Raw genomic sequence first — 12,713 nt, 5'->3', positions numbered from 1 at the left:
GCAAGACTATCAAATGGAAGTTGTATTTCCCTCGCTACTATTTCGAGGTGAAAAAACTATGGAAAATCAACAATACTCTTTAGTATTACGTAAAAAACAAGAAGCGGATACAGTAAAAAAACAATGCAAAATGTGCGGGAAGGTCACAACTTTTACAGATACGACAATACGAAGACATAACGCGAACGGTAAAAACATTTATCAATTTGCGATTTATAAGTGTCCGAAGAATCATTCCTGGAACAAAAAGCTCGATATCTACAAATCTTTTTCTGAACATGTTGATCCAGCGACACTTGTTTCTACAGAATTCAAACCGATCGAGGAAGGCGAAAAGATTACACTCCGTTCAGAAAAGGAGACATTTGAAATTAATATCTCTGCAACAGAAGGAAACTTCCGATTAGACCGTACACTTGCAGATCATATCGAGGGCTGGAGCCGTACCAAAATCGTTCAAAAAATTAAAGCTGGCAAGATTCTTTTAAACGATTGTTTAACAAAACCAAGCCAGAAGCTGTCTGTTCATGATAAAATTTTAATAACAGTAAACGAATAAACAATAAAACAGGGACTGTTTGAATCATTCAAACGGTCTTTATTTTTAAAGGAGAAATTAAATATGGAAACGGAACGGCTACAATTTAGACCATATACAAGTGAAGATTTCTCTTTTTTCTCCTCGCTTTGGGCAGACCCCGCAGTCGTTCGATACATCGGAAAAGGTGTAACACGTTCTCCGGAAGAAGCTCGAAAAAGTTTCCGGGAATGGCTTCTCCCGGGCTACCGGGACGGCAGAGGACTATATCTCATACTACATAAAGAAACCGAGCATCCGATTGGTCATGCTGGTGTTGTTCAGCAAGCAGTAGACGGCAAGAAAGAATTCGAAATCGGTTATTGGATCGCTAAGGAATATTGGGGAAACGGATATGCGACAGAAGCGGCTGTCTTTTTTAAACAATACGCATGCCAAAAACTCGGATTAAAGCGACTAATCTGCCTGATTCAGAAGCAAAATGAACGGTCTATCAGTGTTGCGCTTAAGCTTGGCATGGCACATGAGAAAAACACGACATTCAACGCGATCCCTGTGAATGTTTATGCGTGGACATCTGACTCATTAAATTCAAACCTACCTTTTGGTTAATACGGTTGTGAAGTGATACAATAGAATCATTGGAAAATGTCAAGGAGGACCCTATGGCGAAGGTACATATTCATGAATTAATCAATAAGTTTCAACTGGAGCTTGTCAGCGGTGAGGAAGGCATTCACCGCACGATTCGTACGAGCGATATTTCACGCCCTGGTCTTGAGATGGCTGGGTATTTTACATTTTATCCGGGAGAGCGACTTCAGTTATTAGGAAAAACGGAGCTGTCGTTCATTTCTGAGCTGGATCCTGAAACACGCATGGAAAGATTGAGCCTGCTTTGTACAGATGAAACTCCTGGAATCATCGTTTCACGAGATATCGAGGTGCCAAAAGAGCTGCTGAAGGCTTCACACAAAACAGGTGTGCCGATCATGCGCTCACCTGTTACGACAACACGTCTTTCGAGCAGGATCACGAACTTTCTTGAGAGCCGCCTTGCACCAACGACTGCGAAGCATGGTGTGCTTGTCGATATATATGGTATTGGTGTGCTCATTACCGGTAACTCAGGAGTTGGTAAGAGTGAAACGGCGCTTGAACTCGTAAAGCGCGGTCACAGACTCGTTGCCGATGATTCTGTTGAAATCCGTCAGGAAGATGAAGATACGCTGATTGGGAGCGCACCTGAACTGATTCAGCATCTTTTAGAAATCAGAGGTCTTGGAATCATCAATGTGATGACACTATTTGGTGCTGGAGCGATCCGCAACTATAAAAAGATCTCAATTGTTATGAATCTTGAAGCTTGGGATTCTAAAAAGGTGTATGACCGACTAGGATTGGAAGAGGAAACAACGAAAATCATCGATACAGAGATACCAATTTTGACGATCCCTGTTCGTCCTGGACGAAACTTAGCTGTAATCATTGAGGTAGCAGCCATGAACTTCCGATTGAAGCGAATGGGTATGAACGCTGCGCAGCAATTTTCCGAGAGGCTGACAGATGTAATCGAAGCTGGAGACGATGACGATCTATAAGAACTAAAAGGAAGTGGAGAATGTGGAACAAACGATTCAGCCGTTGGACCGTGTAGCGCTGGAGTTAGGTCCTATCACGATCTATTGGTACGGTCTTATTATTGGTTTAGGTGCGATGCTCGGTCTATGGCTCGTCGTTAGAGAATCTGAGCGCCGGGGACTTGCAAAGGACACCTTTGTAGATGTGGTTATGATTGCTGTTCCTGTTGCGATTCTTTGTGCAAGACTTTATTATGTTGCGTTTGAATGGGACTTTTATAAAGATAATCCGGGCAAGATCCTTGCAGTATGGGAAGGCGGAATCGCTATTCATGGTGCGTTGATCGGTTCTTTTTTAACAGCTCTTATTTTTTCTAAAAAAAGAGGAATCTCGTTTTGGAAGCTTGTTGATATTGCGGCACCTAGTATTTTACTTGGTCAAGCGATCGGCCGCTGGGGCAATTTTATGAACCAGGAGGCTCACGGTGGACCTGTTACAAGAGATTTCCTGGAGTCATTGATGCTGCCTGACTTTATCATCAATCAGATGTATATTGATGGAACCTATTATCACCCAACATTTTTATATGAATCTCTTTGGAGCTTCGCGGGTGTCATTATTCTTCTTTATTTACGCAGAGCAAACCTTCATAGAGGGGAACTGTTCTTAACTTATATTATCTGGTACTCAATCGGCCGTTTTTTTGTGGAAGGATTGCGTACAGACAGTTTGATTGTCTGGGATACTTCTCTTCGAATCGCTCAAGTAATGAGCTTAATCTGGATTTCTGCAGCAGTCATCATCTGGATCTATAGAAGAAAAGCGGGTTTGGCTGAAAAAAGATACTTGGAGAGCTAAGGGGGGCGAATGAAAAGTGGAGACGTTAAAAAAAGGCACACTTGCAGGATTGAAAACCACTTGGACGCTTGGGAAAATCATATTCCCCGTAACATTGATCATTACACTATTAAGCCATACACCTGTGCTGGATTGGCTCATTTCAGCAATCGCACCAGCGATGAAATGGATCGGACTGCCTGGTGAAGCGGCTATCCCGCTCGTACTCGGGAATTTTCTTAATCTCTATGCTGGTATCGGGGGAATTTTGACTCTTGATACATTAACGGTTCAGGATGTTTTTATCCTGGCTGTCATGCTCTCGTTCTCTCATAACCTATTTATCGAATCAGGTGTTGCAGCGAGTGTTGGCATTAAGTTATGGGTGATCCTGCTAGTCAGAGTCGGTTTGGCTCTATTTTCCGCATTTATGATCAATCTTTTTTGGGATGGCGGAACTGAAAAGGCTCAGTATGGTTTTATCTCAAAGCCTGAAGCTGCACCGAACGGATGGGGTGAAATCACCTTAACCGCTCTTGAAAAAGCGTCACTTGGCATTCTTCAATTAGCTCTTATCGTTATTCCGCTAATGATTGTCATGCAATATCTGTATCTGAAGGACAAAGGCTGGCTGAACCGGTTTTCTAACTGGATGGCGCCCGCTATGAAACTTTTAGGTATGAAAGAAAACACGTCCATGACTATGGCGGCAGGGCTTACGATCGGTCTTGCTTATGGCGCAGGCGTGATGATGCAGGCGGCGAAAGAAGATGGGGTATCAAAAAAAGACCTTTATCTCGCTTTTATCTTTCTCGTAAGCTGTCATGCTGTTGTTGAGGATACGTTGGTTTTTGTTCCGCTTGGTATCCCAGTGTTACCACTTCTGATTATCAGGGTTGTAACAGCTGTTGTTCTTACCATTCTCGTAGCATATATTTGGAACAAGCTAGAGCGGAAAAATAGTTTAAGAAAAGAGGAACTGCAACATGAAACGAGACACCATACTATTTGATCTGGACGGAACGCTGATCAACACGAATGAGCTGATCATCGCTTCATTTCTGTATACACTCGATAAATATTTTCCTGAACAGTACAATCGTGAGCATATTCTGCCATTGATGGGTACGCCGCTTATCGAAACAATGGAACTGTTTGATAAGGAACGTGTTCAGGATCTCGTTCAAACCTACAGAGAGCATAACATCGCACATCATGATGAACTTGTAACGGAGTTTAAAGGAGTTTTTGAAACAGTAGAAGAATTGTATAAAAAAGGCTACAAATTGGGCATTGTAACAACTAAAATGAGAAACACCGTCAAGATGGGACTTAAGCTTACCGGCCTCGATAAATTCTTTCAAACTGTTGTAACGTTGGATGATGTCGAAAAAGCGAAACCTGATCCAGAGCCGGTTCAAAAAGCGTTAGCATTGCTTCAGTCCACTCCAGAACGAGCAATCATGGTAGGAGACAGCAAGTATGACATTCTTGCTGGCCAGAATGCCGGCACACAGACTGCAGGCGTTTCGTGGACCATTCGAGGCAATGATTATTTGCAGCAGTTTAATCCCGATTACATGCTGAATGAAATGACGGATTTGCTGGATGTTTTAGGAGAGAGATAAGTGCGTGATACAGAGCGTTATCCTGTAAAAGGCAGGAACTCGTTATATCAGGTATATGATACGGTTCCATTTTGGAAAGTCGTGAAAAATTTTGTTGCCATTCAAGCCGCTAGATACACCCCCTTTTTGCCGATGAAAAATTGGCTGTACCGCACATTTTTAAGAATGAAAGTCGGTGAGGGAACAGCTTTTGCCTTAATGGTGATGCCGGACATCATGTACCCTGAGCGGATTACGGTCGGGAAGAACTGCGTGATCGGCTATAATACAACGATTCTTGCTCATGAATATTTAATAAAAGAATATCGCCTCGGTGATGTGATCATCGGGGACGAAGTGATGATCGGGGCTAATTCAACAATCCTTCCAGGTGTTACGATCGGTGACGGGGCGATTGTATCGGCCGGTACGCTCGTTCATAAAAGCGTCCCTGAAGGTTCATTTGTCGGAGGCAATCCGATGCAAGTGATTTATACAAAAGAAGAGCGATCCAAGAGGGAAGCGGAAAACATCTAAATTTGTCGGATGTTCCCCTCTTGGGTTTTCTGAAATTTCGTCGTATACTTAAATCAGGCAAAAAAGCGAAAGCTGGAGGCGCATACTATGAGAAGGAAATCATTTTCGATCGTTTATATGAAGAATTCATTTAAGATTGGACACCTAGTAGAAGATAACTGCCAGTCTCAGCATGCACCGAAAGCAGCACATCCAGAAAACAAGGCCGAACAATTAGCAGCCCGTGATACGTACCGTTTCCGCACGGCTGTTTCAAAAATGAAAGGCAGCGGCCTCGTTAAGTATTATGAACTTCAAAGCACACGTGCAAAGCTGGTTTTTTACGGCGATTATTCTACCTGCAAGCGTTACGTACCCCATACTTCGCTTACACGCGAACATTTTCAACACTACTTTGGTTCAGAAGATTTAATCTGTGAATTTCTCCTTGATACTTCTATTTATTTATTTAAAGAACTCCATTTTTTAAACGAGATCCAACTTGATATTCCGAGTCACGGCAAGCTGTATTCAGTTGAGCTGACCAGACAGGAGATGGATCACTACATGAACTGTGAACTCACTGAGATGAAGGATGGCCATCATCATCGTTTCTTCTACATCTACCGCGATCAAGAACTGGATCAGTTTACGAATCAATTCGTAAAAGTGAAACGTATAAGACGCAAAAAGCTATAATAGAATTCTTGCGAAAACTGGCGCCCAAACGCCTTATGAACCGGGTGTCAGTTTTTTTGTTGTCTGTAAGAGGGTGGGTAGCAGCGAATATCAAGCGGGAGGCGCGAGATTAGTCGAGGATTGTAGACTCGTGGATAAACAGCTAAAACTTTTGGATTCAACACCAAAATTTTTGGATTCACAGCCGGACTTTTTGGATTCACTGCCGAATCTCGTGGATTCATAGATTAATTTGTAGGATTATGGTTAACTAGCCCTCTATTTGACTATTCCTACACCCCCTTTAACCGGTGATCTGAAGCTTGGCGTCCGCCAAGCCACCTAATTGTATTCGTCTTCGTAGTGAATCCACTCTGAAATGATGTTTTTTTCGCCCATATTCTTCTAAAGTGCCAAGGCAGGCGTATTTCCAAAAAAATTATATTCCTTTTGTCGAAAAATGTATTTATAATAAAAATGTTCCTTTTTCTAATTTTTAAAAAATTGAAAGCGTTTTAACAACATGTGAGAACAGGAGGAAAACTGAATATGGATTATGGTGTTATTTTTTCAATCAGTGTTTATATGATCGGCATGCTGCTGATTGGTTTGTATGCTTATCGCAAGACAGATAACCTTACCGATTACATGCTTGGCGGAAGAAATCTCGGGCCAGCTGTAACAGCACTTAGTGCGGGTGCATCTGACATGAGCGGATGGCTGTTGATGGGTCTGCCTGGCGCAATGTATATGTCAGGGTTAAGCAGCGGCTGGATCGTTGTAGGTTTGAGTGTGGGGGCTTATTTGAACTGGCTGTATGTTGCCCCTCGACTAAGAACGTATACGGAGGTCGCAAATAACTCCATTACGATTCCCGACTATTTTGAGAATCGGTTCAAAGATACTTCCCGTATTTTAAGAATCACTTCAGCTTTAGTTATTGTTATCTTTTTTACGTTTTACTCTTCTTCCGGAATGGTAGCGGGAGGCCAGCTTTTTGAAACTGCATTTAAGCTGGATTATATGTGGGGAATCTTGCTTACAGCAGGTGTCGTTATCATTTATACGTTATTTGGCGGATTTTTAGCTGTAAGTTACACAGATTTTGTTCAAGGTGCAATCATGTTCGTTGCCCTTATACTTGTTCCATTTGTAGCCATTTTAAAAGTTGGCGGCTGGGATACAACTTTTAATGAGATTGAAAGTGTAAGCCCTGCTTTATTGGACGCATTTACAGGGACAAGCTTAATCGGCATCATCTCTTTGCTTGCTTGGGGCCTCGGTTACTTCGGCCAGCCTCATATTATCGTTCGTTTTATGGCGATTACTTCTGTAAAAGAAATGAAGAGTGCTAGACGAATCGGGATGGGGTGGATGATCTTCTCGATCGTTGGAGCAATGTTCACTGGTTTGGTTGGTATCGCTTATTTCAATCAGTCAAGCGCGCCTTTAGATGAGTCAAATGCTGAAACCGTGTTTATTTTATTATCTGATGTATTGTTCCACCCGATTATCACGGGCTTCTTGCTGGCTGCGATCCTTGCAGCTGTCATGAGTACGATCTCGTCTCAGTTGCTTGTTACTTCGAGTGCACTGACAGAGGACTTTTACAAAGCGTTCGTGAAACGTTCAGCTTCTGATAAGGAACTTGTTTTTGTCGGGCGTTTGGCAGTTCTTGTTGTTTCAGTAATCGCTTTTGTCTTAGCGTTGAACCCGAGTGAAACAATCTTAAACCTTGTTGGATATGCATGGGCAGGGTTTGGAGCAGCATTCGGACCGGTCGTACTGTTAAGTCTATATTGGAAACGCATGACGAAATGGGCTGCATTTGCTGGTATCGTTGTTGGTGCGGTCACTGTTATCGTGTGGGAGCTGATCCCCGCATTTGCAGATGTTTATGAAATCATTCCAGGTTTCATTGCGTGTACGATTACAATCGTAGTAGTCAGTCTAATGACAAAGGAACCAAGTGAAGTCATTCAGGGTGAATTTGAAGAATCTAAAAGACTAGTGAATGAATAAGAAAATAGGAATCTCTCTTATTAAAGAGAGGTTCTTTGTTTTATTTGGAAGGGGTTATTGTCATGGAGATTAAGTACATCTTCTTTAATTCAATGCCAGAAGGGTCTATTTTAGAGGAAATTATAGATTTGCATAAACGTATATTTGGAGAATCAGATGATTTAGTTAAAAAGATGGAAATTAAGCCTCAACTATTAGTAAACGTTGCATTGAACGATAGCCAAGTCATCGGCTATAAGATTGGCTATGAACTCGATAAAAGAAAGTTTTATAGCTGGCTTGGCGGAGTGGACACTCGTTTTAGAGGTCATGGTGTCGCTTCAAAACTAATGGAACAGCAGCATCAGTATTTAAAGGAAAATGGATATCGATTTGTTCAAACGAAAACCATGAATAAGTGGAGAAGCATGCTGATCTTAAATATCAAATCAGGGTTTGATATCATTAGTACATACACGAACGAAAAAGGATTACATAAAATTATTTTAGAAAAAAATTTGGTTGAGTAAACCAGATGTAACATTCAACAACACCCGCATATGATGAATTAAGCGGGGTGAATGACATGGGTATAAAAGATAAAGTGAAGCAGTGGTTTTTAGGACCGCTTTATACGCAGGAGTCATTAATACCAATCGAAAATCGAGAGCAGTTCACGTATAGTTTGGAGCTTGGCTGTCCGGTCATTTTTACAATGAGAGATGGATACGGGCTCATTTTGTTTGAAGAAAAAGATCAGCTGGGCATCGTTTACGTAAAAGACGTTTTCGGTGTAAATGAGGATTATCGCAACTATTTTACACTGCCAGACCTCATCGTCTTCTTCAAAGATCATATGAGTGAAGGAATTTCATTTTATGCGTGGAATAACTAAAGTATAAAATGAGCAGCACCTCACTTTGTGGGGTGTTGTTTTGAATCGTTTGAAAGTGAGAGATGGCAATGCCAGTCATAAAGCATCAGGAATACATAAAAGCACCTATTGAAGTTTGTTTTGACCTTGCTAGAAATGTAGATATACACACAGTGACCACATCCCATACGAAGGAAAGAGCTTTGGGAGGAGTTACGTCTGGGCTGATGGAGAATGGCGACTCAGTTACATGGGAAGCCGTACATTTAGGGGTGAAACAGCGGCTGACTGCCAAGATTATTGAAATGGACAGACCATATCAATTCGTTGATGTGATGGTGGAAGGAGCTTTTCATTCCTTCAGACATACACATACATTCGAGGTGAAAGATAAGGGAACTGTGATGACAGACCATTTTGATTATAAATCGCCATTTGGCGTGATTGGAAAATTAGCAGATCGACTTTTCTTGGAAAGATATATGACGGATTTTCTTGTAAGACGAGCTAAAGCTTTAAAAGAGATAGCGGAGAATAACTATAATAATAGATAGAGAGCAGTGGGTGGAATAATGAAAATCGGGTTGGTCAGGCATTTTAAAGTAACAAGGGGATATCCAACAGAGAAATGGATCACCCCTTCAGAATTTGATCAGTGGATGAAGGAATATGAAGAATCTGATGTGGAAGAATCGGAAGTGGATTTAGGCGGGATTGAGTGGCGGAAATGCTATGTGAGTACCGTTCGGCGAGCAGGGATTACAGCAGAAAAAATCTATAACGGCGAACTGATTAGGACTGATGATCTTCGGGAAATTGCAGTATATCCTTTCTTTAAGCGGGACATTAAAATCCCGATGATTCTTTATCCGTTGTGCATCCGAGCGGCTTGGTTCTTTAACCACAAATCCCAGCTGGAACGCAGGACAGATGTGGAAATGCGTGTTTCTAAAATCGTTGATCGGATTTTAGAAGAGAGTAAGGAAAATGCGTTAATCGTGAGCCATGGTGCACTTATGATGTTTATGAGGAAAGAACTGATCCGCCGCGGATTTAAAGGACCAAAACTTGGACGGCCTGAAAACGCGAAGCTTTACTTGTTTGAGAAGATGTAGGGGAATGAACCTCAATATGTCGAGGTTTGTCGACTCCTGGTTATATTGTTTTTAACGTGGGATTATTGAAATTAAGCAAGGGATTATTGTTGCTAAGCGTGGGATTATTCCATTTAACGTGGGATTCTTTAGCGATGAGATCACTTTTAATCCAAAAAGCTGGTTCCTGTACCTTAAAAGGGTAACGGAAAACCAGCTTTTCTTCATTTTCATTAAAAATGTAAACGTTTGTTTATCAAACGCTCCTTATTTGATCCATTTTTTATTGTGCTGCCTTCACAAATTCCTCCATCATCTCGTAACTCATCGGACCGATGTGTTTTTCGCGAATAATTCCTTTTTTATCTACAATAAAAGTTGTAGGGATCGATACGGTTTTGTACAGATTACCGGCTTTGCCTTCTGTATCTAGCAGGATAGGGAAGTTAATCTTATAATCATCGGCAAACTGCTTCACTTCTTTTTCTGAATCACTATCAGTCAGGTTTACTGCTAGAATTTCGATTTTTTCAGATGAGTGCTCATTATAATACCGCACCATCTCAGGCATTTCTGCACGGCATGGGGGACACCATGTTGCCCAAAGGTTAATAAACACGACATTTCCTTTTAAATCAGAAAGCCGCATCGTTTCTCCATCGATCGTTTTAAGGTCAAAATCCGGAGCTTTGTTCCCTGGCTTTATACCCGTAGCAACCGTTTCAACAGCTGCAGTGTCTTCTTTTTTGCCGCCAAGCGGAGTATTGTTAATGACTGAAAAGAAAAGGGCAGTCACAAGCATAGAAAGAACGGTTTTTTTGAGCTGAAATGATCCATAAGTGTAAAGATAAAAAGCTAGAATTGTAAAAAATATAGAGATCAGCCCGTCTGCTGCTACTGTTTCGGATGCAAAATGTGCGCCGAAATAGACCGCAAAGAATATCGTCAGCCCTAAAATACCGCTATAAAAAATTCGGTTTCTATCGAGCTCTCTTTTACCTGCTGATCTCAATAAATAGAGAACGGCTGCAATAATTCCAAGAACGACACCTGTTTCACCGCCGTTAAAATAAATAAGATTAAACGGTTGTTTAAAAGTGAGAACCGGATGCAAGAGCACATAGCTGATTTTCCATACAAACCAGCAGATTACAATGGCATTACTTAGAACATCGAGAAGCTGTTTTTTATCCGGTTCTTTTCTTAATTTCACGTTCAATATTCCATACGCGATCAAAGCAGAGCCAAGAATCGCAAGCCAAACTATTTTCACCGGAAAAGATCCAATTGAAATGTAGTTCTCCATCATCGCACCGTCCCTAAACTTGTCCTTATTCTAAACTTTATCAAAGATTCATTATATTTATTCCTAATAATGGCCTGAAATTTACTTGAACTAAGAATTTCATGCCTCTCTCTGTGCCCTTTGAAAAAAGCTGTAGATCCTTATATGTACATATTTTATTTTTGTTTACCTAATATGAACAACTTTAGTCATGAAAATTAATCGCACGTTAATTAAAATATAAACGATTTTCGACAAAACTTCCTCCAAATACAATCGTTTAGAGTGCAAAAAAAAGGTGAAGGACTAAATCCTTCACCGCCAGTAGCTTCTTTTTAAAGAAGATAAAATCCAACACCCATTATGAGATAGGCTGCCAATAGTGTCAGACCCTCGAACCAGTTCGTGTCACCGTCGTTGGTTAAGGAAATGGTCAAGAATACGGCCAAGACCATTGCGACGAGCTCGGGAAGCGTGAACACGAGCGCCATAGATTTCTCAAAGAACAGCGAGATCAGTACGAGAACTGGAGCAACGAACATGGCAATCTGCAGAGTTGAGCCGATCGCGATTTCGACAGCTACGTTCATTTTGTTCTTATAAGCCATAATGATCGCAGAAGCGTGTTCTGCGGCGTTCCCCACGATTGCAACGATGATTACCCCGATGAATACTTCACTCCAGCCGAGTGTTTCTCCAACTTCTTCGAACGTATGAACCAATTTTTCGGAAACATAAGCAACGGCAACAGTAGATAGGGCAAGAATAATAAGTGCTTTCATCTTGCTCCATTCTGCTGTTTCGTGTTCATGTCCCTCATCGTGTTCTGTCTGATAAACACCGCGGTGTGTAACGAGTTTGAACAGCAATGCGGCAATGTACAAAACAATCATGATAACAGAAACCCAAACACTTAATGTGAGTGAATCAGCATCGTTCAGTTTATAGGAAAACACCTCAGGGAAAACAAAAGCGACAACAACTCCAAAGATGAGCAATCCAGCGTTATGACGGGCATCATAAACATTGAACTTTTGCTGTTTAAATTTTAATCCTCCGACAAAAAAGGAAAGCCCTCCTACGAGTAAAAGGTTTCCTAGTACGGAACCCGTTAATGAAGCTAATACTACACTTATGAGTCCAGCTTTTAAAGCAAAGATAGAAATGATAAGCTCAACGGCATTTCCAAAAGTTGCGTTTAAAAGTCCGCCGATCCGTGGTCCGGCAACGATCGCTAAGCTTTCTGTCGCTCGGCCCATATAACCCGCCAGGGCAACGATGGTAGCACAATAGATTACAAACAAAATAACGGCCGGCCAATGCTGCATGCTGCCGAAAACAGATAGCGGCACACCAATTATGATGGCGAGAAAAAAGATGCGATTAAACAAGACGCATTCCATCCTTTCATATGTATGTATTATTTTTTACATACTATTCCCTGAAATCGAATTTCTTAACTACAAGATTTTCGGGTGTATCGGTTGACATGTTTCGAGGGTACGTGTACACTAACAACTAAATCTTTATCATGGTAGTATATTATCGAACTAAAGTGTTTTTAATAAAAGCTCTTTTACTTTTGAACATTTTGTTGAATATGCTTCTTTGATTTGTTGATTGGAGCGCAAGGTGCGAGACTCCTGCGGGATCAGTGGAACAGGTGAGACTCCTAATGGCGCAAAGCGCAAGGAGGCTCACC

At 41.4% G+C, this 12,713-nt stretch carries 15 protein-coding genes; 13 read left to right on the top strand and 2 right to left on the bottom strand.

Annotation, left to right across the window (positions count from 1 at the left end; translation table 11 throughout):
• The first annotated feature begins 58 nt into the window (after positions 1 to 58).
• From ABE41_RS16425 to ABE41_RS16365, 13 genes are all read left to right on the top strand, one after another.
• The gene (locus tag ABE41_RS16425) at positions 59 to 559 is read left to right on the top strand and encodes a DUF1062 domain-containing protein (protein ID WP_066292643.1); all 501 of its coding nucleotides are present in this window, start codon (positions 59 to 61) and stop codon (positions 557 to 559) included.
• Between the two features lie 63 nt (positions 560 to 622).
• Positions 623 to 1,150, top strand: a complete 528-nt coding sequence (locus ABE41_RS16420; protein WP_066292640.1) for a GNAT family N-acetyltransferase — start codon at positions 623 to 625, stop codon at positions 1,148 to 1,150.
• 53 nt (positions 1,151 to 1,203) lie between these two features.
• On the top strand, positions 1,204 to 2,139 hold the full coding sequence (gene hprK, locus ABE41_RS16415) for an HPr(Ser) kinase/phosphatase (RefSeq protein WP_066292637.1): 936 nt from the start codon (positions 1,204 to 1,206) through the stop codon (positions 2,137 to 2,139).
• Between the two features lie 22 nt (positions 2,140 to 2,161).
• Complete coding sequence (gene lgt, locus ABE41_RS16410; protein ID WP_066292635.1) at positions 2,162 to 2,977, top strand: prolipoprotein diacylglyceryl transferase; 816 nt, start codon at positions 2,162 to 2,164, stop codon at positions 2,975 to 2,977.
• A 16-nt stretch (positions 2,978 to 2,993) separates the two neighbouring features.
• The gene (locus ABE41_RS16405) at positions 2,994 to 3,968 is read left to right on the top strand and encodes a nucleoside recognition domain-containing protein (RefSeq protein WP_066292633.1); all 975 of its coding nucleotides are present in this window, start codon (positions 2,994 to 2,996) and stop codon (positions 3,966 to 3,968) included.
• On the top strand, positions 3,943 to 4,584 hold the full coding sequence (ppaX, locus tag ABE41_RS16400) for a pyrophosphatase PpaX (protein WP_066292630.1): 642 nt from the start codon (positions 3,943 to 3,945) through the stop codon (positions 4,582 to 4,584). Before ABE41_RS16405 ends, ppaX begins: the two co-directional genes overlap by 26 nt.
• Positions 4,585 to 5,100 carry an acyltransferase gene (locus ABE41_RS16395; protein ID WP_066292629.1) on the top strand — a complete coding sequence of 172 codons (516 nt, stop codon included), beginning with the start codon at positions 4,585 to 4,587 and terminating at the stop codon, positions 5,098 to 5,100.
• Between the two features lie 87 nt (positions 5,101 to 5,187).
• Entirely contained in the window at positions 5,188 to 5,778 is a 591-nt protein-coding gene (locus ABE41_RS16390; protein WP_066292624.1) for a hypothetical protein, read from the top strand.
• Between the two features lie 528 nt (positions 5,779 to 6,306).
• Entirely contained in the window at positions 6,307 to 7,779 is a 1,473-nt protein-coding gene (gene putP / locus ABE41_RS16385) for a sodium/proline symporter PutP (RefSeq protein WP_066292623.1), read from the top strand.
• A gap of 62 nt (positions 7,780 to 7,841) precedes the next feature.
• Positions 7,842 to 8,288 carry a GNAT family N-acetyltransferase gene (locus ABE41_RS16380; protein WP_066292621.1) on the top strand — a complete coding sequence of 149 codons (447 nt, stop codon included), beginning with the start codon at positions 7,842 to 7,844 and terminating at the stop codon, positions 8,286 to 8,288.
• A gap of 56 nt (positions 8,289 to 8,344) precedes the next feature.
• On the top strand, positions 8,345 to 8,653 hold the full coding sequence (locus ABE41_RS16375) for a hypothetical protein (RefSeq protein WP_066292620.1): 309 nt from the start codon (positions 8,345 to 8,347) through the stop codon (positions 8,651 to 8,653).
• Positions 8,654 to 8,721: 68 nt separating this feature from the next.
• Positions 8,722 to 9,186, top strand: coding sequence for an SRPBCC family protein (locus ABE41_RS16370; RefSeq protein ID WP_066292616.1), 465 nt, complete (start codon positions 8,722 to 8,724; stop codon positions 9,184 to 9,186).
• 18 nt (positions 9,187 to 9,204) lie between these two features.
• Positions 9,205 to 9,747 (top strand): histidine phosphatase family protein, encoded by a 543-nt coding sequence (locus ABE41_RS16365; protein ID WP_066292614.1) that lies wholly within the window; start codon positions 9,205 to 9,207, stop codon positions 9,745 to 9,747.
• Positions 9,748 to 10,009: 262 nt separating this feature from the next.
• Here the strand turns inward: ABE41_RS16365 and ABE41_RS16360 are convergent, their stop codons facing one another.
• Both ABE41_RS16360 and cax read right to left on the bottom strand, forming a co-directional pair.
• Entirely contained in the window at positions 10,010 to 11,035 is a 1,026-nt protein-coding gene (locus ABE41_RS16360; protein ID WP_066292612.1) for a TlpA disulfide reductase family protein, read from the bottom strand.
• A gap of 311 nt (positions 11,036 to 11,346) precedes the next feature.
• Positions 11,347 to 12,402 (bottom strand): calcium/proton exchanger, encoded by a 1,056-nt coding sequence (gene cax, locus ABE41_RS16355; RefSeq protein ID WP_066292610.1) that lies wholly within the window; start codon positions 12,400 to 12,402, stop codon positions 11,347 to 11,349.
• Between the last annotated feature and the right edge of the window lie 311 nt (positions 12,403 to 12,713).

The sequence above is a fragment of the Fictibacillus arsenicus genome (genome assembly GCF_001642935.1).
In the GTDB taxonomy this organism is placed as follows: domain Bacteria; phylum Bacillota; class Bacilli; order Bacillales; family Fictibacillaceae; genus Fictibacillus; species Fictibacillus arsenicus_B.
Note: the sequence above shows the minus strand (reverse complement) of the source record. Positions and strands in the feature narration are given on the sequence as shown.

Excerpts from the sequence above, each read along its gene's own strand:
- ABE41_RS16370 (WP_066292616.1), top strand. The coding sequence starts at position 8,722 with ATGCCAGTCATAAAGCATCAGGAATACATAAAAGCACCTATTGAAGTT.
- ABE41_RS16390 (WP_066292624.1), top strand. The coding sequence starts at position 5,188 with ATGAGAAGGAAATCATTTTCGATCGTTTATATGAAGAATTCATTTAAG.
- ppaX (WP_066292630.1), top strand. The coding sequence starts at position 3,943 with ATGAAACGAGACACCATACTATTTGATCTGGACGGAACGCTGATCAAC.
- ABE41_RS16365 (WP_066292614.1), top strand. The coding sequence starts at position 9,205 with ATGAAAATCGGGTTGGTCAGGCATTTTAAAGTAACAAGGGGATATCCA.
- ABE41_RS16425 (WP_066292643.1), top strand. The coding sequence starts at position 59 with ATGGAAAATCAACAATACTCTTTAGTATTACGTAAAAAACAAGAAGCG.
- ABE41_RS16420 (WP_066292640.1), top strand. The coding sequence starts at position 623 with ATGGAAACGGAACGGCTACAATTTAGACCATATACAAGTGAAGATTTC.
- hprK (WP_066292637.1), top strand. The coding sequence starts at position 1,204 with ATGGCGAAGGTACATATTCATGAATTAATCAATAAGTTTCAACTGGAG.
- ABE41_RS16360 (WP_066292612.1), bottom strand. The coding sequence starts at position 11,035 with ATGATGGAGAACTACATTTCAATTGGATCTTTTCCGGTGAAAATAGTT.
- ABE41_RS16375 (WP_066292620.1), top strand. The coding sequence starts at position 8,345 with ATGGGTATAAAAGATAAAGTGAAGCAGTGGTTTTTAGGACCGCTTTAT.
- putP (WP_066292623.1), top strand. The coding sequence starts at position 6,307 with ATGGATTATGGTGTTATTTTTTCAATCAGTGTTTATATGATCGGCATG.
- ABE41_RS16380 (WP_066292621.1), top strand. The coding sequence starts at position 7,842 with ATGGAGATTAAGTACATCTTCTTTAATTCAATGCCAGAAGGGTCTATT.